The sequence below is a fragment of the Streptomyces spectabilis genome (assembly GCF_008704795.1).
GTDB classification, from domain to species: domain Bacteria; phylum Actinomycetota; class Actinomycetes; order Streptomycetales; family Streptomycetaceae; genus Streptomyces; species Streptomyces spectabilis.
Window position 1 is genome coordinate 9,432,123 of the sequence record NZ_CP023690.1, and the last position, 23,365, is coordinate 9,455,487.

Annotated in this window: 20 protein-coding genes; 9 read left to right on the plus strand and 11 right to left on the minus strand. The window is 70.4% G+C overall.

Annotated features, from left to right (window positions below):
• Positions 1-40: 40 nt before the first annotated feature.
• Positions 41-574, plus strand: coding sequence for a GNAT family N-acetyltransferase (locus tag CP982_RS40010; protein WP_229879082.1), 534 nt, complete (start codon positions 41-43; stop codon positions 572-574).
• A 3-nt stretch (positions 575-577) separates the two neighbouring features.
• On the opposite strand, the gene CP982_RS40015 is transcribed toward CP982_RS40010, so the two are convergent.
• Positions 578-823: a chaplin gene (locus CP982_RS40015; RefSeq protein ID WP_150514984.1), complete on the minus strand. Its 246-nt coding sequence runs from the start codon at positions 821-823 to the stop codon at positions 578-580.
• 345 nt (positions 824-1,168) lie between these two features.
• Here CP982_RS40015 and CP982_RS40020 point away from each other — a divergent pair, with 345 nt between their 5' ends.
• The 4 genes from CP982_RS40020 to CP982_RS43060 all read left to right on the plus strand — a co-directional run bounded on the left by CP982_RS40020 (position 1,169) and on the right by CP982_RS43060 (position 4,124).
• Complete coding sequence (locus CP982_RS40020) at positions 1,169-2,395, plus strand: cytochrome P450 (RefSeq protein WP_150514985.1); 1,227 nt, start codon at positions 1,169-1,171, stop codon at positions 2,393-2,395.
• Entirely contained in the window at positions 2,395-2,589 is a 195-nt protein-coding gene (locus CP982_RS40025; protein WP_150514986.1) for a ferredoxin, read from the plus strand. Before CP982_RS40020 ends, CP982_RS40025 begins: the two co-directional genes overlap by 1 nt.
• A 318-nt stretch (positions 2,590-2,907) precedes the next feature.
• Positions 2,908-3,597, plus strand: coding sequence for a DUF2637 domain-containing protein (locus CP982_RS40030; protein ID WP_150514987.1), 690 nt, complete (start codon positions 2,908-2,910; stop codon positions 3,595-3,597).
• 392 nt (positions 3,598-3,989) lie between these two features.
• Complete coding sequence (locus tag CP982_RS43060; protein WP_260422752.1) at positions 3,990-4,124, plus strand: hypothetical protein; 135 nt, start codon at positions 3,990-3,992, stop codon at positions 4,122-4,124.
• An 823-nt stretch (positions 4,125-4,947) separates the two neighbouring features.
• Here CP982_RS43060 and CP982_RS40035 read toward each other — a convergent pair.
• The 5 genes from CP982_RS40035 to CP982_RS40055 all read right to left on the minus strand — a co-directional run bounded on the left by CP982_RS40035 (position 4,948) and on the right by CP982_RS40055 (position 13,887).
• A complete protein-coding gene (locus tag CP982_RS40035) occupies positions 4,948-5,610 on the minus strand; it encodes a response regulator transcription factor (protein WP_212669211.1) in 663 nt (220 codons plus the stop codon).
• Positions 5,607-7,724: a sensor histidine kinase gene (locus CP982_RS40040; protein ID WP_150514988.1), complete on the minus strand. Its 2,118-nt coding sequence runs from the start codon at positions 7,722-7,724 to the stop codon at positions 5,607-5,609. Before CP982_RS40040 ends, CP982_RS40035 begins: the two co-directional genes overlap by 4 nt.
• Positions 7,721-9,769, minus strand: coding sequence for a sensor histidine kinase (locus CP982_RS40045; RefSeq protein WP_150514989.1), 2,049 nt, complete (start codon positions 9,767-9,769; stop codon positions 7,721-7,723). The genes CP982_RS40040 and CP982_RS40045 overlap by 4 nt, the downstream gene beginning before the upstream one ends.
• A gap of 677 nt (positions 9,770-10,446) precedes the next feature.
• Positions 10,447-11,463, minus strand: coding sequence for a type I glyceraldehyde-3-phosphate dehydrogenase (gene gap, locus CP982_RS40050; protein ID WP_150514990.1), 1,017 nt, complete (start codon positions 11,461-11,463; stop codon positions 10,447-10,449).
• A gap of 39 nt (positions 11,464-11,502) precedes the next feature.
• Positions 11,503-13,887 carry a phosphoketolase family protein gene (locus CP982_RS40055; RefSeq protein ID WP_150514991.1) on the minus strand — a complete coding sequence of 795 codons (2,385 nt, stop codon included), beginning with the start codon at positions 13,885-13,887 and terminating at the stop codon, positions 11,503-11,505.
• A gap of 35 nt (positions 13,888-13,922) precedes the next feature.
• On the opposite strand from CP982_RS40055, the gene ppk2 reads away from it, so the two are divergent.
• The gene (ppk2, locus tag CP982_RS40060; protein WP_150514992.1) at positions 13,923-14,723 is read left to right on the plus strand and encodes a polyphosphate kinase 2; all 801 of its coding nucleotides are present in this window, start codon (positions 13,923-13,925) and stop codon (positions 14,721-14,723) included.
• A 14-nt stretch (positions 14,724-14,737) separates the two neighbouring features.
• Here the strand turns inward: ppk2 and CP982_RS40065 are convergent, their stop codons facing one another.
• The 4 genes from CP982_RS40065 to CP982_RS40080 form a co-directional block, all read right to left on the minus strand.
• Positions 14,738-15,619, minus strand: coding sequence for a universal stress protein (locus tag CP982_RS40065; RefSeq protein ID WP_150514993.1), 882 nt, complete (start codon positions 15,617-15,619; stop codon positions 14,738-14,740).
• Between the two features lie 24 nt (positions 15,620-15,643).
• Positions 15,644-16,495 carry a universal stress protein gene (locus CP982_RS40070; protein WP_150514994.1) on the minus strand — a complete coding sequence of 284 codons (852 nt, stop codon included), beginning with the start codon at positions 16,493-16,495 and terminating at the stop codon, positions 15,644-15,646.
• A 135-nt stretch (positions 16,496-16,630) separates the two neighbouring features.
• Positions 16,631-17,248, minus strand: coding sequence for a DoxX family membrane protein (locus tag CP982_RS40075; protein ID WP_150514995.1), 618 nt, complete (start codon positions 17,246-17,248; stop codon positions 16,631-16,633).
• A gap of 441 nt (positions 17,249-17,689) precedes the next feature.
• Positions 17,690-18,580: a universal stress protein gene (locus CP982_RS40080; protein ID WP_150514996.1), complete on the minus strand. Its 891-nt coding sequence runs from the start codon at positions 18,578-18,580 to the stop codon at positions 17,690-17,692.
• A 279-nt stretch (positions 18,581-18,859) separates the two neighbouring features.
• Between CP982_RS40080 and CP982_RS40085 the strand changes: the two genes are divergently transcribed.
• From CP982_RS40085 to CP982_RS40095, 3 genes are all read left to right on the plus strand, one after another.
• Entirely contained in the window at positions 18,860-19,324 is a 465-nt protein-coding gene (locus CP982_RS40085; RefSeq protein WP_150514997.1) for a cyclic nucleotide-binding domain-containing protein, read from the plus strand.
• A gap of 170 nt (positions 19,325-19,494) precedes the next feature.
• Positions 19,495-20,196 carry a response regulator gene (locus CP982_RS40090; protein ID WP_150514998.1) on the plus strand — a complete coding sequence of 234 codons (702 nt, stop codon included), beginning with the start codon at positions 19,495-19,497 and terminating at the stop codon, positions 20,194-20,196.
• A gap of 154 nt (positions 20,197-20,350) precedes the next feature.
• Complete coding sequence (locus CP982_RS40095) at positions 20,351-21,343, plus strand: Acg family FMN-binding oxidoreductase (RefSeq protein WP_150514999.1); 993 nt, start codon at positions 20,351-20,353, stop codon at positions 21,341-21,343.
• Here the strand turns inward: CP982_RS40095 and CP982_RS40100 are convergent.
• Positions 21,329-23,071 carry a sensor histidine kinase gene (locus CP982_RS40100; RefSeq protein ID WP_150515000.1) on the minus strand — a complete coding sequence of 581 codons (1,743 nt, stop codon included), beginning with the start codon at positions 23,069-23,071 and terminating at the stop codon, positions 21,329-21,331. The two genes, CP982_RS40095 and CP982_RS40100, sit on opposite strands and share 15 nt — an antisense overlap.
• Positions 23,072-23,365: the final 294 nt, after the last annotated feature.

Genomic DNA, 23,365 nt, shown 5'->3' on the forward strand with positions numbered 1-23,365 from the left:
TTCGCTTGCCCTCGCGGCGACAGGAGGCGACAGTCGCCCCGTGCGGAACATCGAGCTGTCGGACGGCGTGGTCACCCTGTCCCCCCTGACCCTGGAGGACGTCGACGCGCATCTGGCGGGCGAGGACGACCTCCTCGTGCGCTGGCTCAACGGCGAGCCCAGCACCCGGGCGAGCACGGAGGAGTACGTGCGCCACTGCCAGGACCAGTGGGCGGACAAGGGCACGCTGCGCGCCTTCGGCGTGCGTGCCGGTGACGGCCTGACGCTCGCGGGCACCATCGACGTACGGCTCACCCTGCCGGGCCTCGCCCCCGGCGCGGCCAACATCGCCTACGGGCTCTACCCGGCCTGGCGCGGCCGGGGCCTCGCGACCCGCGCGGTCGACCTCGTCTGCCGCTACACGGCGACGGAGGGCGCGCGCGTCGGCGTGATCCGGGTGGACCCCGCCAACGCCGCGTCGGAAGCGGTGGCACGGCGCGCGGGCTTCACGTACATGAAGCAGGTCCGGGAGACGGACGGGACGTGTCACAACTGGTACGTCCGCGACCTCAAGGGCCTGGCCGCGCCGCGTTAGGCGCTACTTCCCGTGGCCGTCCGAGCACTTGTTGCCCGTGGCGGGGTTGAGCACGCCCACGACGTTCACGGTGTTGCCGCAGAGGTTCACGGGGATGTCGACCGGCACTTGGACGAGGTTGCCGCTGAGGACGCCGGGCGAGTTCTCCACCGTGCCGTCGGCGTCGGCGTCGGCGGCGGCCGAGGTGGCGCCGCCGACCAGCGCGGTCACGGCGAGCGCGGCCGAGGCGAGGAGCGCGCGAGTGCGCATGGGGTACCTCCTGGTGCGAAGGGATCGTTCCTCCCGAGCCTCGCCGCAGCGCGGTACGGGAGAAAGTCCTGGTAGCCCGATGGAATGAACAGCGAGAACCGGCCAATTCGGTGGGGGCTGCGGGATGTCCGGTGCGCGCAGCGGATCGAGGGAGCTGGGACGGGCGCGGCGCGGCACGGCTTCAGGAGGCACTGTTTCCGGCCTTCATCATCCCTGTGGGGGACATGCGCGACGAACTTGGCCGAACCGCACATAGCCCAAATGGCTGCAAGGGGCATGTAGTGGGGAGCGGAACGCCTCGGGGGACCGGCAGATCCATCCGCCCGTCCATACACCGGAGACAGCATGACGCAAGCAGCTCCCTTTCCTCAGGACCGCACCTGCCCCTACCACCCGCCCGCCGGCTACCGCCCGCTGAGCGAACAGGGCCCGCTCAGCCGCATCACGCTTTACGACGACACCGAGGCCTGGCTGGTCACCGGGCACGCCGAAGCGCAGGCGCTGCTCACCGACCCCCGCCTCTCCGCAAACCGACAGAATCCGGCCTTTCCCAACATCGCTCCCCGCTTCGAGCTCTCACGCCGCGTGCGGACCGCGCTCCTCGGCGTGGACGACCCCGAGCACAACAGACAGCGCCGCATGCTCATCCCGCCCTTCGGCGTGAAGCGGGTGGCGGCCATGCGCCCCCGCATCCAGCACATCGTCGACCAGCTTCTGGACGCCATGCTCGAACAGGGGCCGCCCGTGGACCTGGTGTCCGCGTTCGCGCTTCCCGTGCCGTCCATGGTGATCTGCGAGCTGCTCGGCGTGCCGTACGCCGACCACGACTTCTTCGAGGAGGCCTCGCGCCGCCTGCTGCGCGGCAAGACGGCCGACGAGTCCGACGAGGCGCGCCGTGACCTCATGGAGTACCTGGAGGGACTGGTCGACCGGAAGGCCGGGATCGCCGAGGGCCACCCCGGGGCCGAGGCGGGCCTCGCCGAAGGCATGCTCGACGACCTCGTCCGCGAGCGGCTGCACACCGGCGAGGTCGACCGCGACGAACTGGCGCGGATGGCGCTGATCCTGCTGGTCGCCGGGCACGAGACGACCGCCAACATGATCTCGCTCGGCACCTTCACACTGCTCGAACACCCGGATCAGCTCGCCGCCCTGCGCGCGGAGCCGGAACTCGTCCGCGACGCGGTCGAGGAACTGCTGCGCTTCCTGTCGATCGCCGACGGACTCCAGCGGGTCGCCACCGCCGACATCGAGGTGGCGGGGCAGACCATCCGCGCGGACGAGGGCGTGTTCCTCGCCGCGTCGGCCATCAACCGCGACGCCGCCGTCTACGCGGAACCGGACGACCTCGACGTCCGCAGGAGCGCCCGCCACCACCTTGCCTTCGGCTTCGGCATCCACCAGTGCCTCGGGCAGAACCTCGCCCGTCTGGAGCTGGAGATCGCCTTCGCATCACTGCTCGCCCGGGTCCCCGACCTGCGGCTCGCCGTCCCGCCCGACGAGGTTCCGATCAAGCCGGGCGACACGATCCAAGGACTCATCGAGCTGCCCGTCAGCTGGGGGCGCGGCTGATGCGCATCACGATCGACACGGACCGCTGCATCGGCGCGGGCCAGTGCGTCCTGACCGCCCCCGGCGTGTTCACCCAGGACGACGACGGGTTCAGCGAACTGCTGCCCGGCAGCGCCGACGGAGCGGACGACCCGATGCTGAAGGAGGCAGCACGCGCCTGCCCGGTGCAGGCCATCACCGTCGAGAGCGAGTGACGCGCGCGGGCGGGGGCCGGTGGCGGCCCCCGCCCGCTCCGCGAGGAAAAGCAGGAGCACGGACCGAAGCCGTCGGGAACAATTGGTTCCCGCTCACCTGGCTTCTGCCGGGCCTCTGACCTGGGCGCCCATAGGGGTCGGAGCCTCTGTCCGCGAGGGCGGACCTCCCGTCTCTGCCTGGGGCTTCCCGGGAGTTCCCGTGGGAGTGTGCACGCGATGTGCACGCGTTCTGACCTCGGTTCGCGTACCAGGGCCTGCGCGAGACGGGCGTGCGGCGATCGCACGGAACGGCCAAGCGCGTGGCGAATGGCGGCTCCGATGAGTCAGGCCCCCGAAAACCGAAAGGCGGCCGATAAGGGGCGAGGCTTCACCCTCGACTCATGGATCAGGCCGTTGTGTGCCCTCCTCGTGGCCGGGGTCGCGGCCTATGCCTCCTACGTGCACCAGCGTACGTTCGCGCTGCAAGGCGGAGCGGATGAGGTCAGCGCCGCGCTGTGGCCGTTGTCCGTCGACGGCCTGTTGCTGCTGGCCACGGCGGGTCTGCTGAAGAGCCCTGGAACTGGCACACGCCGGACGCGCGGCGCGATGTGGTCGGCGTTTCTGCTGGGTATCGCGGTCTCGTTGGCCGCGAACACCGCGGCAGCACCAGCTCTGGCGTGGCAGCCAGTGCTGGTCGCTGGTTGGCCTCCGGTCGCACTGCTGCTGGCGGTGGAACTGCTCATGCACCGCACCGGTGTCCCCGCAGACGGCGAGGCCGGGCCCGCGGAAGAGAGGAGCACCTCCGCAGACAGTGAGGGGGCGGACGAAGGTGAGGATCCGCTGCTGGCGAGGGCGCAGGCGCTGGATGCCCGATACCGGGAGGTGCATCAGCGCCCCGTGTCCGCCGAGACCCTGCGTAGGGAACTACGCGTCGGTGCGGCCCGCTCCAGGCGGTTGGCCGCTCTGGTGCGGAGGCGTCGGAGCGACGGCCGTAACGTTGGCGTACGCGGCCACCGGCCGAATGAGTAGTGCCACACCGTTTCGCGAGTGTCGCTGTCGTGTCGTGTGACGCTGAGAGATCAGGTTCGGGTCCGTGCGTGGTTAGCCAGCGACGTGGTCAGCTCGTCGACGGATCCGCTCGGTTCCACGGTCACGGTGCCGGAAGGCTGGACGCGCTCCACGGAGCAACGGGAAGGCTTGCCGACCGTTGTCACCTCTGCCTCCCAGGACGGGGCCAGCCGTCTGACTCTGTTCGAAGTCATCGAGCAGACAACACAGGAGTCGTTGCGGGAAGCGGAGGAAACCCCGCCTTCGGGTACGCGTACCGCCGCTCCGGATACGAGGTCCTGGACCGGGGATCCGGAGACACCTGGGCGCGGCTCTCCTTCCACTACGACTCGGAGGACGGTCCGCAGCAGGTCATGGACCACCGCTTCGAGGCTCAGGACACGATGCTGTACGGCATCGTGTCCGCAGGCCCCGAGGTCACAGAAGTGGAGAGCAGGCTCACGACAGCTCGCGCCTCCTTCTGCCCGGCGGACACGTCGTGCGAGTGAGGCAACCCGCGGCCCGGTGCGACCGCGAGGTGCCGGGCACCGTACGAACTGGGACGCGGCGCCGGTGCCCCGCATCGGCCGACGCGTCCTCCAGGAGCACTGCTTGGACCAATCGCCGCTCCTGCCGTTCCTGCTCCGCGGACTTCTCCACCGCGTGCGCGCCACCGGCACCGACTGCCGCTCCCCCCGCCCGTCGCTGTCGCCCATACGATCAGGATGACCCATGCCTCCACCACATTGCTGCGTCATCGCTGGGGATTGCGGCGCCACCGCCAGCACGGAACCCGCTTGCCTTCGGACTTGTGCATCGGCCGCACCACCCCACGGAAAATGCCCCGCTCGAACTCTGCCAGGACTGTCCCACCACGGCCGGTTGAGCCGGAAGGGGCTGCCGGTCCACAGGAATGGTCCAGTCAGGGGCACATATTGCGTTCGAGCGGGGACCGAACGGAGCAGGCGTCTCGCGGTGACGGCCCGCGACGCACGGCTTGTCGGAGACGTCGCCGCGCACCGCAGTTCCCGGAGGCAGCGCCTCAGAAGGCGGATCAGCTCGCGATCACGTTCCTTGCCCGCGCCATGCCCCGTAGACGGCGATGGCTGTTGTGATGCTGCTCGTGACAGCCGGTGTCCACAGCCGCGTGGCCCTGCCCCAGTTGCGACCACGCCTCCTCTCGGGCCGTGTCCTGTGACGTTCTGGCTTCTTGTCGTGCATCTGCTTCTCCCCGATGCGACCGTGTCCGCGTGACCTCTGTGGAATCCAGCTTGCGGATGAGTGGCTCCCACCGTCACGGGAACGGTCTACCGAGGAGGCGGGAAGAGCAGGTCACGGCCCCGTTCCCAGCCCCGCGGCCCGCGCCATGGCGATGAGTTGCGCACGGTCGGCGGCACCCAGCTTGGTCTTGATGTCGGTCACCGCGTTCTCCACGCGCTTGGTGCTGATGCCGAGGCGGGCGGCGACGCCGGCCGTGGTCTGCGACGGGGTTGCGATGAGGTTGAGGATCTCGCGTTCCCGGGGCGTGAGTTCGGGGAAGGCACCGTCGCGCCGTGCTGTGCGCAGTTCGTCGAACCACGGGCGCATGCGAGAGGTGTCGGAAAGGTTGAAGATCCAGGCACCGGCGGCGACGTCGCGGACCGCGCGGATGATCTGGGTGACGTCTCCCGCTTTCATCAGGAACCCCGAGGCGCCGGCGCGCATCGCGGCCATGACGTTGGGGTCCGTCTCGTACTCGGAGTGGACGAGGACCTTGGTGTCCGGATGGGCTCTTCGGATCTCCCGGGTCGCCCAGAGTCCGCTGCCGTTGGGCATGCGTACGTCCATGATGACGACGTCGGGACGGAGTCCGATCGTCTGCTCCACGGCTTCCCTGCCGTCCCGGGCCTCGGCGACGACGGTGATCCCGGCGTCGGACTCGAGCAACACACGCAGCCCGTACCGGGTGAAGGCGTGGTCGTCGGCGATGACGACGCGGATGCTCTGCTCTGTCACGTGATGCCGCCCTTCACCGCCTGACGTCCGGTCCCGGCGCCGGGGAGGGCCCGCGGCAGGCACACCACGACCTCGGTTCCCGCACGGGGGCGCGGACGGATGTCACATGTGCCACCGATCTCACCAGCACGCTCCCGCATGGAGGCGATCCCCACTCCGGGGCGGAATCGGTCCGGAAGGCCGGAGCCGTCGTCCGCGACGGTCAAGGACAGCGTGTCGTCGAGGTCCATGGTCACCCAGCAGTTGTCGGCATCAGCGTGCCTGAGGATGTTGGCGACGGCTTCGGCGAGGATCCAGTAGGCCGCTTCCTCCACTGCGGCCGGAAGCCGTGGGATGTCATCGGGCAGGGCGGTGTGCATGGTGAGGGGAACGCGGCCGAGGTGGGTCAGAACGGCTTCCCGCAGCCCGAGCTGATCGGCCGGTGAGCGCAGGCCCGTGGCGATGAGGCGCAGGTCTTCGGTGCCTTGGCGGAGGTGCACCAGGGCTGTGGCCAGTAGCTCGTGCGCGGCATCGGGGTCCCTGTGCAAGGTGGTCAGGGCCGCTTGCAGGGTCCAAGTGGCACCCGTGAGCACGGGACCGACCCCGTCGTGCAGGTCGCGGGCCAGCCGTCGGCGTTCCTCGGCAGCCACGGCAACGGCTCGCTCCTGCGCGGCCAGCAGCGTCAGCGACAGGCGTACGGCCGAGGCGGCCTGCGCGATGTGCCGTGCGGCGTCCCGGAGCAGGCGCGTGTCCGCTTTCGAAAAGTGCTCACCGGGGGAGCGGGGCCCCACTATCAGGCTGCCGATCTCTTCCCCCTGGTGCACCAAGGCCAGCTCGATGAGTTCGTGAGGCTCCGTACCGCGGGTGGCGACGCGGGTGTGGTTGCGGCCCGCCGATGACGAGGTGACCAGCTCGATGGACACGTAGGGCAGGCGGAGGGCTTCGGCCACTGCGGCGGCCGCTTCGGGCAGGATCCTCTTCGGATCGTGAGTTGCTTCCAGACGTCTGCCGAGCACGGCCAGCGCCGTGTAGGGGTCATCTCGCAGGCCGTAGACGAGTCGGCTCACGGAGCGGTGCAACAAGGTGTGCAAGGGCTGCAGCAGAACGGCCACCACGCCCGTGGCGAAGAGGGCGGCCAAGCCGGAGGAAGAGCGTTGCAGCAGCAGCCCGAAGGCGCTGACCGTGCCGATGTACAAGCCGACCGCGAGGCCGGTCAGCGCGGCGTAGATCAGGGTGTTGCTGAGCAGACGGTCGATGTCGAAGAGGTTGTGGCGCACGATCCCGACGGTGATGGCCGCGCTGAGCAGTACCGGTACCAGGCCGATGGCGATCGAACCGAGGGGCCTGTCTCCCACCATGATCTGTACGGTCACGAGGAGGATGGCCACCATCGTGGCCCAGGCCACCCACTTCAGCTGACGCCGTACCAGCCCAGTGCTGTGGCGGTATCGAAACAGCAAGGAGGCCACCGACAGCAGCAGGGGGAGGAGATTCGTCACGATCGAGATGAGCCCGAGGCGCGGTACGACGGGCTCCAGCGCCGGAAGGCCCAATGGATTGGTGATCGAGGGGAAGTAGCCGTTCCCGAGCGTTCCTGGCAGGAGGGCCCCGACAATCACGTTCAGCAGCCCACAGGCGCCCACGTACTTGGCAGTGACACGCCAGCATGGCGTGGGGAGGCGGCCGTTCGGGAAGATCAGGAAGAGAAACATGATCGGAAAGGTGAAGAGTACGAAACTCCAGTTGCCCGACCAGGCGGCCAGTACGCCGCCGGGCAGCCCGCGGGGCACTGCGTAGAGCGCGTAGGCGTGCACGAGCGAGTCGAATGCCGCGCCGAACCCAGCGGCGAGCAGTAACCATCCCGCAGGATTGCTCGGACGGCGCGAGGCCACCAGCGTGCCCAGCGAAGGAAGCAGGACGCCGAACATCGAGTCCGCGACGATCAGCCACCACGGATGCCACGCCGGACGCGGGGCGGCCCGGGACAGCACCGCGAAGGTCACCGTCGCCGCCACGACGAGCGCGGTGGCCACCGATACGGTCCATGCGGTCCGTTTCTTCGCCAGTCGTGTGAGCAGCCGAGCCGCCGCATCAGGTGCCGCGCGCGTCGCCTGAGCTCCCGCGAGCTCGTTCATGGCCCACCTCCAGCACGATCACCCTCGTGTCGGCCCGTTCCCGGCTGCAAGGGAGGGGCCTCCCGAGCCTCCGGGAGTGCGGATCCGGGCAGTCGACGGGGAAGGCGCGCGGTGCATTCGGTGCCGCCACCGGCAGAGCGACGCACCTCGCAGGTTCCCCCGATCTGGGTGGCGAGCTCGAGTGCCGGGGCCAGGTCGGCGACGCGCTGGTCCACTGTGGGGGGATCCGGGCCGTCAGCTGTCACTGTCAGCGTGATATGCCTGGCAGCCAGTTCGAAGCTGACGTGCACGCCATCGGCCTGGCCTCGCTGGAGGGCGTTCGCCATCGCCTCGGTCAGGATCCGGTACGTCGCCTCTTCCACTGCCGCAGGTAGTGGGGGTATGTCGTCGGGCAAGGTGATGCGGACGGCCAGGGGTACCCGGTCGAGATAGCTCAGCATGGCTTCACGGAGGCCCAGTTGATCAACGGGCGAGCGCAACTCCATCGAGATCCTGCGCAGGTTCTCTGTGCCTTCGCGGATGCGCTCCAAGGCCGCGGCCAGAAGTTCTGGCCCCCGCCCGGGGTCGGTCCGGACCAGTGTGGCCGCGGCATCCACCGCGCCGGTCGCGTCGCCGAGTGCCGGACCGACTCCTTCGCGCAGCGCCTTGGCCAGATGCCGGCGCTCCTCGGCCCGCGCGGCAACGGCACGTTCCTGTGAGTGCTGAACGTCCAACGAGAGCCGTACGTTCGCCGCTGCCTGGGCTATGTGGAGCGCGGCATCCCGGAGCAGTCGCAGATCGGAGGCTGAGAACCGTTCGTCGGTCGATCGGGCCGCCACTGTGAGCGCTCCGATCTCCGTACCTTGATGGGACAGCGCGAAACGCAGCGCGATGGGGGCCTCGGCGCCGTAGGCGGCCGTCACGGCCCGCACCCGTCCCGTCCTGGTGGGGCCGTCCAGTTCGACGGCCACATAGGGCAAGTGCAACGCCTCGGCCACGGTAGCGGCGGCCTCCGGCAGCACCCTGGCGGGAGCGCCGACTGCCTCAAGTCTGCGGGCGAGACCGGCCAGGGCCGCGTACGGGTCGTCGCGCAGGCCGTACACCACCCGGCTCGCGGTCTTCTGGAGCGCATTGCGCAACGGCTGGAGGGCCAAAGCCACCACACCCGTGGAGAGCAGTGAGGCCAGACCTGGGGCGGACTGCCGGAGCAGGAGCCCGGAGAGGCCCACCACACCGACGTGCAACCCGATCACGCACCCCGTCAAGCTCAGGTAGACGAGCGAGCGATTCAACAGACGGTCGATGTCGAACAAGCCGTGACGGACGATGGCCAGCGCGAGGCAGATGCTGAACACGACGAGCATCAAGTTGACCGCGGCGGTGAACCACGCGTCTCGGTCGACAAGGAACGTCCCCACTGCCACGACTGTGTCCACCAGCACCGCGAAGGCGATCCACTTGAATTGCTGTCGTGTCGGCCCTGAGGACTGCCGGAACCGCCACAGCAAGAGATAGGCGGAGAGGAGGAAGGGACAAGCCACCAGGAAAAACGACAACGGGCCCTCGTAGCGGGCGAGGAAAGTGAGTGCTGAAATGCCGAACTGATTCTCGAGCGTGGGGTAGTAGTCCTGGTCGACGGGGCCGGGAATGACGCTCGCGGACAGGGCCACCAGTAGTCCGCACGCGCTGACGTACCACGCGGCGAATCGGATCCGCCCGGCCGAGAGCTGGGCGTCAGGAAACGCCAACAGCAACAGGAAGAGAGGGAAGAGGTTCAGCGCGAAGGCCCAATTTGATACCCATCCCGACAGTGCGACCCCGGTGATGTGACGCCTGTACCCGTAGTCCGTGTATGCATGCCCCAGCGCATCGAGCAGCCCCCCGAAGCCGGATACCAGCAGCAGCCATCCGATAGGGTTGCCCGGGCGCTGTCGGGCCACGACGAACCCTGGGTAGGAGTACGCCACCAGGGCGATGGGTTCCCCTATGGCAAGCTCCCAGGTGTGCCACTCAGGGCGAGGGGCGGACTGGGTGGGCAGGACCAGGGTGAAGGTCGCCACACCCATGAGAAGGATGCTGATCCATATTGCCCAGGCCAGTTGAGGTCTCACTGGGCATCTCGCGGCCCTCGAACAATTTGCCGCGGACGCACCCATAGGTCCCTCCCCGTGCGTATGGCTCGGCTGGGTGGAATTCCGGGGAGAACGGAGGCTCGGGGAGGGGAGCGCCCATTCGGCTGGCGGGGCGCGGGACGGATGGTCAGGGACCGCCTGTCCGCGATCAGGTGGCCGACCGTGATGCCGAATGACTCTTCGACTGGCGAGCAACGAACGAAGTGAAGTCGCATCAGTCGAGGAGCAGTTGCTCCTGTCACATGACGAACGTCCCAGAACGGGGCCCAGGGAGCAAGCAATGGCCAGTGCTCGTGACGCGGTGGAACGTTTGCTGGGGATTCACACACGCCTCAGCACGGAAGTGCCAGCGAGTACTCTTCCCTTGGTGCCACCGCCACCGCGCGGTCTGCCAGAACCACGGGGATCGGAGGCCGGTCGGATTTCCGGCAGCGCGATGCGCAGGCGGCCGGGCTGGAGGAGCTGGATGCCCTCGCCGGTGGTGTCGCCTTGGACGTGGGCGATGTCGTCGGCGAGGGCTTCTTGTGCGAACTCCCAGGCTGCGCGCCCCAAGAGAGCGCGCTAGCTCCCAGCCCGCGTGGGGCTGGAGCCGACAGCGTCGTGTCGGGTGTTCATCGGTCTTGGGCCACCAGCGCCGTCAGATCGAGGAGCCGGTGCGTGTAGCCCCATTCGTTGTCGTACCAGCCGAAGACCTTGGCCAGGGTGCCGTGGACCTGGGTGAGGGCGGGATCGAAGACGCAGGAGGACGGGTCGCCGATGACGTCGCGGGAGACGATGGGGGCCTTCGACACGCGCAGGATGCCGCGCAGCGGGCCGTCGGCGGCTTCGGCGAAGGCCGCGTTGATCTCCTCGGCGGTCGTCTCTCGGGCCAGGACCACGGCGAGGTCGGTGAGGGAGCCGTCCTCCACGGGCACGCGGACCGCGATCCCGTCCAGGGCACCCGCGAGCTCGGGGACCACGAGGCCCACGGCCCGGGCCGCGCCGGTGCTGGTGGGAATGATGCTGAGGGCCGCCGAGCGGGCCCTGCGCAGGTCCTTGTGCGGGCCGTCGAGCAGGGCCTGGTCGTTGGTGTAACCGTGGATGGTGGTCATCACGCCGCGCTCGACGCCGAAGCGCTCGTGCAGCACCTTGACCATTGGTGCGACGCAGTTGGTGGTGCAGGAGGCCGCCGAGACGATCCTGTCGCGTCGGCGGTCGTAGGCGTCGTCGTTGACGCCGAGCACGATGGTGGCGTCCACGTCCTTGCCGGGCGCGGACAGCAGCACGGTGTGGGCACCCGCCTTCAGATGCAGCTCGGCGGAGGCGCGGTCGCGGAAGCGGCCGGTGGACTCGATGACGATGTCGACGCCGTGATCGCCCCAGCGCAGGGCGGACGGGTCGCGTTCGGCGGTGACGGCTGTCCGCCTGCCGTCGACGGTGATCGACGTGTCGTCGTAGGAGACCGCGCGGCCGATGCGCCCGAACGTCGAGTCGTACTCCAGCAGATGCGCCAGCGTGGCGGGCGGCGCGATGTCGTTGACAGCGACCACGTCGATGTCCTGCGTGCCCGCTTCGGCGCGGTCGAGGGCCGCGCGGAGATAGGTGCGGCCGATGCGGCCGAAGCCGTTGATGCCGACGCGTACGGTCATGGTGGTGCGCTCCTTCGCGGATCGGGTCTTCTCAGGGCTTCAGCTGGTCCAGGTCCACTCGGCGACCTCCGGCAGGTCGGTGCCGTGTTCGCGGATCCAGGCGTGGTGGCGGGTGCGGGCGTCGGCCATCTTCTGGCGTAGCTCGGCGGCGCGGACGCCGCAGCCGGGGACGCGGTCGATGACGTCCATGACGAGCCGGTAGCGGTCCATGTCGTTGCGCACGACCATGTCGAAGGGCGTGGTCGTGGTGCCCATCTCCTTGTAGCCGCGCACGTGCAGGTGGGGGTGGCCGGTGCGGCGGTAGGCCAGGCGGTGGATGAGCCACGGGTAGCCGTGGTAGGCGAAGATGACCGGCTTGTCGGTGGTGAAGAGGCCGTCGTACTCGAAGTCGCTCATCCCGTGCGGGTGTTCCTCGCGGGGTAGCAGGCGGGCGATGTCGACGACGTTCACGACCCGGACGGCCAGCTCGGGCAGATGGCGGCGCAGCAGCGCGGAGGCGGCCAGGGTCTCCTGGGTGGGGACGTCACCGGCGCAGGCCAGGACGACGTCGGGTTCGCGGCCGTCGCCGGCCGAGCCTGCCCACTCCCAGATTCCCGCGCCGCGGGCGCAGTGCGCGCGGGCCTGGTCCATGGACAGCCAGTCGAAGCAGGGCTGTTTGCCCGCGACGATGACGTTGACGTAGTCCCGGCTGAGCAGGGCGTGTTCGGCGACGGAGAGCAGGGTGTTGGCGTCCGGCGGCAGGTAGACGCGCACGACCTCGGGGCTCTTGTTGAGGACGTGGTCGACGAAGCCGGGGTCCTGGTGCGAGAAGCCGTTGTGGTCCTGGCGCCAGACGTGCGAGGTGAGCAGGTAGTTGAGGGACGGGATGGGCGCGCGCCATGTCAGCTCGCGCGATGTCTTGAGCCACTTGATGTGCTGGTTGACCATGGAGTCGACGATGTGCACGAACGCTTCGTAGCAGGAGAAGAGGCCGTGGCGGCCGGTGAGGAGGTAGCCCTCCAGCCAGCCCTGGCAGAGGTGCTCGGAGAGGATCTCCATGACCCGGCCGTGCCGGTCCAGGTGCTCGTCCACGTCGAGGGTCGCGGCCTGCCATGCCTTGCCGCTGGCGCTGAACACGGCTCCCAGCCGGTTGGAGGCGGTCTCGTCGGGGCCGACGAGGCGGAAGTCCCGGCGCTCCGAGGTGTCCCGCATGACCTGCTCCAGCAGGTCGCCGAGGATCCGGGTGGGTTCGTGCAGGCTGGCGCCCGGCTTGTCGACGGGGACGGCGTAGCGGTCGAGGTCGGGTATGGGCAGCTCGCGCACGAGCAGGCCGCCGTTCGCGTGCGGGGTGGAGCCGAGGCGGCGGGAGCCCTCGGGGACACAGGCGAGCACGTCGGGCACGGGCCTGCCCTCGGCGTCGAAGAGTTCCTCGGGGCGGTAGGAGCGCAGCCAGTCCTCCAGCTGCAGCAGGTGCTCCGGGTTGTCGCGGACACCGGCCAGCGGCACCTGGTGGGATCGCCAGGTGCCCTCGACCGGCTCGCCGTCGACCTCGGCCGGGCCGGTCCAGCCCTTGGGCGTGCGCAGCACGATCATGGGCCAGGGCGCCCGCTCGGCCTCGCCTTCCTCGCGGGCCGCGTGCTGTATCTCCGCGATGCGGTCCACGGCCCGGTCGAGGGCGGCGGCCATGGCACGGTGGACCCGCGACGGGTCGTCGCCGGTGACGTGGATCGGCTCGTGTCCGTATCCGCGCAGCAGCGCGTCGAGTTCGTCCTCGGGGAGGCGGGCCAGGACGGTCGGGTTGGCGATCTTGTAGCCGTTGAGGTGGAGGACGGGCAGGACCGCACCGTCGTGCACCGGGTCGAGGAACTTGTTCGAGTGCCAGGAGGTGGCGAGCGGTCCCGTCTCCGCCTCGCCGTCGCCGATGACGCAGGCGACGAGCAGGCGCGGATTGTCGAAGGCGGCGCCGTAGGCGTGGGCGAGCGAGTAGCCGAGCTCGCCGCCCTCGTGGATGGAGCCGGGCGTCTCGGGCGCGACGTGGCTGGGCACGCCGCCGGGGAACGAGAACTGCCGGAAGAGCCGCGCCATGCCCGTCGCGTCGCGCGTGACGTCCGGGTACGTCTCGCTGTAACTGCCGTCCAGCCAGGAGTTGGCGAGCACGGCGGGGCCGCCGTGTCCGGGTCCCCAGACGCACAGCGCGTCCAGGTCGCGCTCCCGCACGATCCGGTTGAGGTGGGTGTGCACGAGGTTGAGTCCGGGTGAGGTGCCCCAGTGGCCGAGGAGGCGGGGCTTGACCTGCTCGGCCGTCAGCGGCTCGGTCAGGAGAGGGTTGGCGAGGAGGTAGATCTGACCTGCGGCGAGGTAGTTCGCTGCCCGCCAGTGGGCGTCCAGGGTGCGCAGTTCGTCATCGGTCAGTACGGTGCTGTTCTGGTGTTCGGCCGAGGGCATGAGGACTCCGTAAGTCGTCGGACGGAGGGAACGGCATGACGGGCAAGGCGTCGTCGCTGCCGCGTGGGGTGTACGAGCGGGAGTTGCTGCGCCTGCAGACGGAACTGGTGAAGGTCCAGGAGTGGGTGCGCGCGGAGCGTGCCCGGCTGGTCGTGGTGTTCGAGGGACGGGACGCCGCGGGCAAGGGCGGCACCATCAAGCGGATCGCGGACCATCTGAATCCGCGGGTCGCGCGCATCGTCGCTCTGCCCAAGCCCACCGAGCGCGAGCGCACCCAGTGGTACTTCCAGCGGTACGTCGAGCACTTGCCGGCGGCCGGGGAGATCGTGCTGTTCGACCGCAGCTGGTACAACCGCGCCGGGGTGGAGCACGTCATGGGCTTCTGCACCAAGGAGGAGCACCAGCTGTTCCTGCGTCAGTGCCCGATCTTCGAGCGCATGCTGGTGGAGGATGGCGTCCTGCTGCGCAAGTACTGGTTCTCGGTGAGCGACGCGGTGCAGCAGGAGCGCTTCCAGCGGCGCCTGAAGGACCCGACGCGACGCTGGAAGCTGTCGCCGATGGACCTGGAGTCCATCACGCGCTGGGAGGCCTACTCCCGGGCCAAGGACGAGATGATGGTGCACACCGACATCGCGGAGGCCCCGTGGTACGTGGTCGAGAGCGACGACAAGCGCCGGGCCCGGCTGAACATGATCGCCCACCTGCTCGGCTCCGTGCCTTACCACGAGGTGCCCCCGCCGGTGCTCGAACTGCCGCCACGGCCCGCGTCGACCGGCTACCAGCGCCCGCCGCGTGACCTGCAGACCTATGTTGCGGACCACGCGGCGACGCTCTGAACCGCGCACTCCGATCACGCTGCTTGCGGTACGACGGCGACCGGACAGGCCGAGTGGTGCAGGAGCATGTGCGCGACGCGGCCGAGCTGGAGCCCGTACGGTCCGCGCCGCCGCTGAGCGCCCACCACGAGCAGGTCGGCACGGGCTGAGGCGTCGAGGAGCACCAGGTGAGCGGCGCCCTCGACGACGTGCTCCAGCACCGCGACAGAGGGGTGGTCCGACACGGCGTCGCGCAGTGCCGCGGCGAGGCCGTCCGCGGCGAGCCGCTCGTGGGAGGTGGAGGGCTCACCGGGCCGATGGTCGGGCACGGGGGTCTCGTACAGGGATCGACGCCACACGTGTACGGCCTCCAGGACGACGTGCCGGTGCTCGGCCTCGTCGAAGGCGAACCGGATGGCCGCCGCGGAGTGCGGCTGCTCGCCGACGCCCACCATGACGCGCTGTCGCGTACTGGCCCTGGCCTGGTTGTCGTGGCTGCCGCGCAGCACGATCACCGGGCAGTCGGCGCGGGCGGCGACGCCGAGGCTGACCGATCCGAGCAGCAGCTCTGCGAGGCGGCTGCGCCCGCGTGAGGCCACCACCAGGGCGAGGGCGCTGCGGCCCTCGCTCAGCAGCGCGGGGACGGGATCCTCGTGCCTGACGTGGAGGGAGACTTTGAGGCCCTCCTCGCGGCGGTGCGCCCGCTGCGCGGCGGTGTAGACGACGAAGTCGGCCAGCTCCATGGCCGACGGCTTGCCCGGAAGGTGCGCGAGAGGGGTCTCGCTGTCGTTCTCCCACGACGCGGCGTACACCAGCCGCAACGGCACTTCCCGCAGGGCCGCCTCGTCGGCGGCCCAGTCGACGGCGCGCAGGCTGTGGTCGGAGCCGTCGACACCTACGACGAGGGGGAGTTCCATCCACCTCACCTCTCCTCAGCACGCTCAGTGGTGCGGGACGACCGCGACGGGACACGCGGCGCGGCGGAGCACGGTGTGAACCACCGGCCCGATGTGGGGGCCGATCGGGGTGCGGCGGATCCGGCGGCCGACCACGAGGAGGGAGGCGTCCTGGGAGGCAGCGGTCACGTGCTGGGCCGCACCGCCGGAACGGGCCTCGTCGACGATAGCCACTTGGGGGAACGCACGGGCCCACGGCCGCAGCATCCCGGCCAGCTCGGCCGGGGAGCGCGGGTCCGGATCCGCGTGCACGACGCGCAGCGGGGCGGAGCGGCGCGCGGCCGCCTCGAAGGCGAAGGCGACGACGGCGTCGTGCGGGTTCACGGTGTCCAGGCCGAGGACCACGGGCCGGTACGGAGCGGCCGTGGACGGGATGCCGACGGGGTCCATCAGGTGCTCGTCGACGGCTTGTTCCCCGGCGCGCACCAGCACCGCCGGCTGCCCGGCGTGGGCGAGGGCCGCGAGCGCCACGGAGCCCACCAGGAACCCGGTGAGTCCGCTCAGGCCGCGCGAGCCGAGGACGAGCAGTGCCTCGTCCTCCCGAGCCCGTCGCGGCAGTAGGTCCCCGGGGCTGCCGGAGAGTCGGCGTACGCCGACCGTGACGCCGGGGTGCCGCAGGCGCAGCCCCTCGGCGTACTCGCGAGGGATGCGGTCGATCCAGTGCCGGCTCGTCTCCGGTCCCATGAGCGGCGCCTGGGTGACAGGCTCTGGCACCGGTTCCAGCACGCTGACGAGGGTGAGCGGCAGGTCGCGCAGCTTCGCTTCCCTGGCGGCCCACTCCGTGGCGGCCTGGCTCTCGGGTGAGCCGTCGAGGCCCACGATGACGGCTCGGGGCATGTCGCCCACCTCCTGCTCCGGTGTTGTCGTGTCAGCGTTGCGCGTGCCGTGACCCTGGGGCAGGGGCCGCAGGTCCCGGCTCAGGACCGACAGGCCCTGCCGCGCACCGGCCGTTCACCCGGGGCCTCGACAGGTTCACCGCAGCCAGCTGTGGTCACGTACGAACGGCAGCCTCACCCAACGGGCACCGGCGCCGAGCGCGTCACCGGCGGAGGCGAGGGCGAGCGTGATCAGGGCGGCCGCGTAGATGACGTGGTACTCCAGGACGGGATTGGTGGACATGCTCGGCGAGCCGTCGGAGAGGTGCTTGGCGGGCGGCCACTCGGCCATCCACATCAGGATCATCATCGCCGTCCCGGCGGCGGCCGCCAGGCGCAGGGCGACACCGGAGACGAGGGCGATGCCGATGCCGAGCAGCCCGGTCATGAACAACCAGTCCGCCCAGGCGTCACCCGCCCAGGAGTGGAACGTGGACTCCATCGGCCCGGCTGCCACACCGCTGAGGAACCCCTTGGTGGGCGACCCGCCGTCGACCCAGCCCTTTCCGGACGCGGTGGCGTAGCCGAACCCGAAGGCCTTGTCGAGGAAGGCCCACAGAAAGACAGCCCCCATCAACAGGCGCAGGGAGGCGAAGGCGTAGGCCCGGGCGGTGTGCGTACGCGCGGCCGCGGATGCCGCGTGGGCCGCGGTGCGGCGCTTGAACGAGGGCATGGGAACCCCCATGCTCCGGTGCGGGTGGTCGTGGGTGCTCATGGTCGTGCTCCTTCCGGCTTTCGACGGCGTCTTCGTGGGGCACCCCTCACTCTGGCCGCACGGACCCGGCCGGGCCGTGTGCCGAACGTCCGGGACACCGGGGCCGGAAGGTCCTTCTGAGAAGGCCGGTCGGTCCCGGTGCGGCAGCGACCGTACGGCACTTCGCGCCTGGCTGGGCGACGGCGAGACCGCCGCACATCACGGCCCTAGAGTGGGCCCGTGGACTGGGGGACGCTCATGGGGACGGGACTCGGCGCGACCATCGGTGTCGGATCGACATTGATCGCTGACCGGATCCGCTGGAAACGTGACCAGGACGCTATGCGAGAGGATCTCGGGGCGGACGGGTGAGGCGGTGACGCGGCAGTGCTTCGCGGTGCCCCGGACGTGGCCTGTGGCCCCCGATGCGCGCGCCGTCCGTGAAGGCTGAATCGACTTGAGTCATTGATGCGGTACGACGGCCACCGGGCATGCGGCGTGATGCAGTAGAGCGTGGGTGACCGCGCCGAGGTGGCTGCTGGACGCCTTGCGCCCCACCACGACGAGGGAGGCCGCCCTCGCCGCGTGGACCAGTGCACCGGCGGCTCGCTCCTCCGAGACGCACTCGACCACGAACACCTCGGGGTACTTCGCGCACCACGGCCGCAGCGCGGCGATCACAGCACGCTCCTGGGCCGCGAGCAACTCCGGCCCCGGGAACGGCTGTCCCTCAGCCGTACGCGGTGGCGCGGGGCGGAAGGCGTGGACGACCTGCAGGGACGCCCCGTACTCCCGCGCGCTGACGAAGGCGAACTCGATCAGCTGGTCACAAGGGTGCTCGGTGTCGAGACCGAGCACGACGTCGCGGTAGGGAGTCTCCGGCACTTCGTCCGGGGAGATGCCGTGCAGCGCGGGCAGGTGCTCATCGGCGGAGGTCTCGCCCTTGCGGACGAGAACGACCGGGCACGGGGAGCGGGCGACGACCCGCTGCGACACGTCACCGACGACGAATCCGGCGACACGGCCCAGGCCGCGGGACCCGACGGCCAGCAGCTCCGACGTCTCGGCGGCGGAGACCAGAGCGGTGACCGGGGCGCCGGGCACCAGCCGCTCATCGATCCGCAGTCCCGAATGGGCGGCGCGGACGCTGCCCACGGCTTCGCTGAGGACCTGTTCGGCGACCGCGCGCTCGGTACTGTCGGCCGGGACCGACGAGGCCGGATGCGGATGCCACCTCCACGCGTGCACGAGGCGCAGCGGGACGCTCCGGCGCAGCGCCTCCCGAGCCGCCCACTGAGCGGCCGCGAGACTCTCCGCGGAACCGTCGACACCCGCAGTGACGAACCGATCCATGGTGCGCACCTCCCGCATCCGTGGCCGCGCCCGATGCCGACACGGCCCTCAGGACCGACCGTCGCGCCGGTACGCAGACGAGGGAAGGGCCCGCATGGCCCGGATGGAGGTCGTTCGGCCTTTTCACGGCTGTCCTGTATCAGCTCACCACAAGCCCGGGTGTGCCCGATGTCCTCGTGGGAGCCAGGTGACCTGTCTGAGGGCCGAGTGGCCCATGGCCTCGTACGGAGTCTCGGATCATGCTGGAAGGAGGTCCACCTGATTGCCTCGGAGGACGCCATGAACACTTCGTCCGCATCCCATACCCTGCGGTCACTGCCTCACGAACATCGGGAGCGCCTGATGGGCGTCGCCCACGAGGTCTCGTTCCCCCAGGGGACACGCCTCTTCTCGGAGGGCGGGCGTGCCGATCACTTCTGGGTCGTGCGCACCGGCTCGATCGACCTCGACATGAAGGTGCCCGGTCGCCGGGCGGCCGTCATCGAAACCCTCGGCCACGACGAACTGGTCGGCTGGTCCTGGCTGTTCGGACCGCCCGTGTGGCACCTGGGCGCCGAGACGGCGTCGCCGGTGCGCGCATACGAGTTCGACGCCACGGCCGTGCGGGCCATGTGCCAGGGCGATCCCGCGTTCGGCCTGGCGATCGCCGACTGGGTGGGCGGCACCCTCGCCCACCGACTGCGCTCGGCGCGCACCCGTCTCCTCGACCTGTACGCGCCGTACGGCAGCGGTAGCACGTTGTGATCGGCCGCGGTGGCCGGACCCCGGCGGCTTCCGCGTGCCCGACACCGGTCGGCACTGGTGCGCCTGATGCCAGCGAGTGATGATCTGCGTACCAGAGCGTGGTCAACGCTCACACGGGCAGTCCGCAGCCCGTCACAGCCACCGCGACGGACAGGGGAGCAGAGGCCGTCATGACTGAGACACGCACCTTCACGGAGCAGGATCCGATCCGCGTCTTCCTGTTGGACGACCACGAAGTCGTCCGACGCGGACTGACCGACCTGCTGAACGCCGAACCGGACATCGCGGTGATCGGCGACGCCGACAGCGCCGAACACGCGCTGACTCGTGGGCCCGCGCTGCGCCCGGACGTAGCGGTGCTCGATGTGCGCCTGGCCGACGGGGACGGCATCACCGTCTGCCGCGAGCTGCGCAGCCAGATGCCGGACCTGGCCGTGCTGATGCTGACTTCCTTCGACGACGAGGAGGCCCTGCTGGACGCGATCATGGCCGGAGCGGCGGGCTATGTACTCAAGCAGATCAAGGGATCCGACCTGGTCTCGGCGGTGCGCACCGTCGCCTCGGGCCAGTCCCTCCTCGACCCGACGACGACCGCGCGGCTGATGCGCTCCCTGCGCGCGGAGCCCGTCGAGACGCCCGCTGTCGCGCCCGAGTTGGCGGGCCTGACGGAGCGTGAGCGGGACATCCTGGCCCTGATCGGCGACGGTCTGACCAACCGCGAGATCGGCAAGAGGCTCTACCTCTCGGAGAAGACCGTCAAGAACCACATCTCCCGGCTGCTGTCGAAGCTCGGAGTGCAGCGCCGCGTGCAGGCGGCGGTCATCGCCACGCAGTTGCAAGCTCCCGAGCGGGGCGGTGACGCCGCACGGTGAAGGGCGTACGGGCCGCCCGGCTGCGGCAGGAGACCGTATGGCCCCTCCCCGGCCGACGGCGGGCACCCCCAGGCTGGTCAGCAGGAGCACCGGACTGATCACCGGTCACGGACCGGCCCCGGCCCCCACGGCGCCGGGCGGGGAGGAGTTCGCCATGAGTCCTACGACGCTCAACGCGTCCATCCTGGAGAAATTGGTGTCCGCGGCCGTGGCCGCCCCGTCCCTCCACAACACGCAGCCGTGGCGCTTCCGGCTCGACCCGGACACCGTCACGCTGGAGATCCACGCCGCCGTGGAACGCGGCCTGCGGCACACCGACCCGACCGGGCGGGCCCTGCACGTCTCGGTCGGGTGCGCGATCCTCAATCTGCGTGTAGCGGTGGCCCACGTCGGCTGGGAACCGGTGACTCGGCTACTGCCCCGCCCGGACACGCCGGGGCTGCTGGCCGCGGTCCGGCTCGGCGGCAGCGCGAAGCCGCGCCCATCGGGTCTGTACGACGCCCTGTGGCGCCGGCGCAGCAGCCGGTTCCCCTTCTCCGAGACGCCGTTGCCCGCCGGTGTCCTCGCCGAACTCTCGGAAGCAGCCCGGTCCGAGGGCGCGTGGCTGACGCTGCCCTCCGCCGTCGAGATCCGGCGACTGCTGCTCGTGACGAGGGAGGGCGAACGACGCAACAACGCCTGCGCGGACAGGGCCACGGAGAGCCGCCACTGGGTGCGCGACCCGGACCGGTCGGGCCTGGGCATGCCCGCCCGGACCCTGGGGCCGCAGGACTTCCAGGAGCGTATGCCGATGCGGGACTTCGGCGCCCATCCGCACCCCGGCGGGTTGCCCGCCCAGGCCTTCGAGCGGCACCCGACGGTCGCCCTGCTGTCCACGGCGCACGACCGGCGGGCCGACTGGCTGCGCGCGGGCCAGGCCCTGGAACGCGTGCTCCTGGTGGCCACCACCCATGGTGTGCGCGCGTCGCTGCTGCACCAGGCCCTGGAATGGCCGGACCTGCGCGAGCGGCTCGCGCCACCACCCAGTCATGGGCGCGGCCACGCGCAGATGGTCATCCGTCTGGGCTACGGCCCGTCAGGACCGTCCACGCCGCGCCGCGACGTCCGGCGGGTGCTGTCCGGCGGCGGTGGTTCAACTCCGGCTTGAACCGGTCGGTACGTGCCACACCAGGCGCGTACCGCTCCCGTCCGGGCCTGCGCCGATCGCGAGCGTGCCGCCGAGCGCCCGGGCGCGCTCCGCCAGGTTCCGCAGACCACTGTGCTTGACCTCCTCGGGGATGCCACAGCCGTCGTCGGTCACCGTGAGCGTCAACTCGCGGTCGGCGCAGTGCAGGTGCACGTCCACAGCGTGTGCCTGCGCGTGCCGGGCCGCGTTGCTCAACGCCTCGCCGAGGACGGCGAGCACGTGGTCGGCGACGTCGGCCGGGACGTCGGTGTCGACGAGTCCTTCGATCCGCAGGGCGGGTGTGAAGCCGAACGAGGTGGCGGAGTCGCCGACCACCCGCGACACCCGGCCCCGCAGGCCCGCGCGCTCCGCCCCGCCGCCGTGCGTGCGCAGGCCGAAGATGGTCGATCGAATGATCTTGATCGTGTCGTCGAGGTCGTCGACCGCTCGCGACAGCCGCTCGACGGCCTCGGAGTGATCCACGAAGCGCTGCGTGCTCTGCAGCGTCATGCCGACCGCGAAGAGCCGCTGAATGGCCAGGTCGTGCAGGTCGCGCGCGATCCGGTCGCGGTCCTGGAGCAGGGTGATCTGCTCCGCGTCACGCCGCCGGTCGGCGAGCTCCAGGGCCAGCGCGGCCTGGCCCGCGAAGCCCAGCAGGGGCCCGGCGTCAGCGTCGGAGAACGGCGTACGACCGCTCAGCCGCCCCAGCACCAAGACCCCGCGGGACTTGCCCCCGGCGCCGAGCGGCACCGCGACCACGGGGCCGAGCCCGGCCCACGGCGAGCCGTCCCCACGCCCTAGGGGGTCGTGGGAGATGTCGGCGCTGACCACGGGTTCCGCCGTGTCGAGCGCGGCTCCGACGAGCCCCTCGCGCGCCGGGAGGACAAGGCCCCCGCGGCGCTCCGCGTCGGCCCCGACGGCGAGCAGCGGCCGCATCTCCTCCGAGTTGGCGACGTACTCAGCGATCATGCCGACGTCGGCGGACACGATCTCCCTGGCCTGCTCGACGATCAACCTGAGGACTTCGGTGCTCGGCGCGCCCGACAGCAGGGTGCTCGTGACCTGGGCGCTCGCCCGCATCCAACGCTCACGCAGCCGCGTCTCCTCGTACAGGCGCGCGTTCTCGATGGCGACCCCGGCCGCGACGGCGAGCGTCGACAGCACGGACTCGTCCTCGGCGTCGAACTCCTGTGCGCCGCGCTTCTCGGTCAGGTACAGATTGCCGAACACTGTGTCCCGCACCCGGATGGGTACGCCGAGGAACGAGTGCATCGGCGGATGCCCCGGGGGAAAGCCGTACGAGGACGGATGTTCCGAGAGCTCCGGCAGCCGCAGCGGCACCGGGTGCCGGATCAGCTCGCCGAGGATGCCGTGGCCGCTGGGCAGGTCACCGATCCGGGCCCGCTCCTCCTCGCCGATGCCCACGGTCAGGAACTGGGACAGCGTGCGATCGTCGCTGATCACTCCGAGGGCACCGTACTCGGCGTCCACGAGGACCACGGCGGCCTCGACGATGCGCCGCAGCACCTGCGGCAGATCCAGCTCCCGGCCCACCGACAGCACCGCTTCCAGCAGGCTGTGCACGCGGTCGCGGGTTCCCCGGGCGGCGTCGATGCGTGTCTGCAGTTCGTCGAGCAGTTCGTCGAGACGCAGCTTGGGCAGGTGGCGCTCGGCGTCACCGGCCCGGTCGTCGATCGCTTCCCCGGTCATCGCTTCCTCCACCTGGCTCACGTGAACTTGGTGTGGTCAACCGATGGCATTGGTGTTCACCGTACCGTCGCCGATGTGGTGCCGGGCGTGATCGGGGCACGTCGGCACGGGACGAAGTCCGGCTTCAGGCCACCGGTGGCTGTACGGAAGGCCTGGTTGGCCGGTGCCTCGGCCACCGACCGCCAGGACGGGCCGGGCGGGGACGTACGGACCCGGGGAACGGTCCACTCGGCCCCTGCCCGTCACCGTGCGGGGGCGTGACGATGGCGGAGCGAGAGCGGGCCGAGCCGAGGG

What these genes read in the sequence shown, in the direction of transcription:
- CP982_RS40045 (WP_150514989.1), bottom strand. Translation starts at nt 9,769, where the DNA reads ATGGGTGTGGCGACCTTCACCCTGGTCCTGCCCACCCAGTCCGCCCCT.
- CP982_RS40055 (WP_150514991.1), bottom strand. Translation starts at nt 13,887, where the DNA reads ATGCCCTCGGCCGAACACCAGAACAGCACCGTACTGACCGATGACGAA.
- CP982_RS40090 (WP_150514998.1), top strand. Translation starts at nt 19,495, where the DNA reads ATGACTGAGACACGCACCTTCACGGAGCAGGATCCGATCCGCGTCTTC.
- CP982_RS40030 (WP_150514987.1), top strand. Translation starts at nt 2,908, where the DNA reads ATGAGTCAGGCCCCCGAAAACCGAAAGGCGGCCGATAAGGGGCGAGGC.
- CP982_RS40085 (WP_150514997.1), top strand. Translation starts at nt 18,860, where the DNA reads ATGAACACTTCGTCCGCATCCCATACCCTGCGGTCACTGCCTCACGAA.
- ppk2 (WP_150514992.1), top strand. Translation starts at nt 13,923, where the DNA reads ATGACGGGCAAGGCGTCGTCGCTGCCGCGTGGGGTGTACGAGCGGGAG.
- CP982_RS40065 (WP_150514993.1), bottom strand. Translation starts at nt 15,619, where the DNA reads ATGGAACTCCCCCTCGTCGTAGGTGTCGACGGCTCCGACCACAGCCTG.
- CP982_RS40100 (WP_150515000.1), bottom strand. Translation starts at nt 23,071, where the DNA reads ATGACCGGGGAAGCGATCGACGACCGGGCCGGTGACGCCGAGCGCCAC.
- CP982_RS43060 (WP_260422752.1), top strand. Translation starts at nt 3,990, where the DNA reads ATGGACCACCGCTTCGAGGCTCAGGACACGATGCTGTACGGCATCGTG.
- gap (WP_150514990.1), bottom strand. Translation starts at nt 11,463, where the DNA reads ATGACCGTACGCGTCGGCATCAACGGCTTCGGCCGCATCGGCCGCACC.
- CP982_RS40025 (WP_150514986.1), top strand. Translation starts at nt 2,395, where the DNA reads ATGCGCATCACGATCGACACGGACCGCTGCATCGGCGCGGGCCAGTGC.
- CP982_RS40080 (WP_150514996.1), bottom strand. Translation starts at nt 18,580, where the DNA reads ATGGATCGGTTCGTCACTGCGGGTGTCGACGGTTCCGCGGAGAGTCTC.
- CP982_RS40020 (WP_150514985.1), top strand. Translation starts at nt 1,169, where the DNA reads ATGACGCAAGCAGCTCCCTTTCCTCAGGACCGCACCTGCCCCTACCAC.
- CP982_RS40040 (WP_150514988.1), bottom strand. Translation starts at nt 7,724, where the DNA reads ATGAACGAGCTCGCGGGAGCTCAGGCGACGCGCGCGGCACCTGATGCG.
- CP982_RS40070 (WP_150514994.1), bottom strand. Translation starts at nt 16,495, where the DNA reads ATGCCCCGAGCCGTCATCGTGGGCCTCGACGGCTCACCCGAGAGCCAG.
- CP982_RS40075 (WP_150514995.1), bottom strand. Translation starts at nt 17,248, where the DNA reads ATGAGCACCCACGACCACCCGCACCGGAGCATGGGGGTTCCCATGCCC.
- CP982_RS40095 (WP_150514999.1), top strand. Translation starts at nt 20,351, where the DNA reads ATGAGTCCTACGACGCTCAACGCGTCCATCCTGGAGAAATTGGTGTCC.
- CP982_RS40015 (WP_150514984.1), bottom strand. Translation starts at nt 823, where the DNA reads ATGCGCACTCGCGCGCTCCTCGCCTCGGCCGCGCTCGCCGTGACCGCG.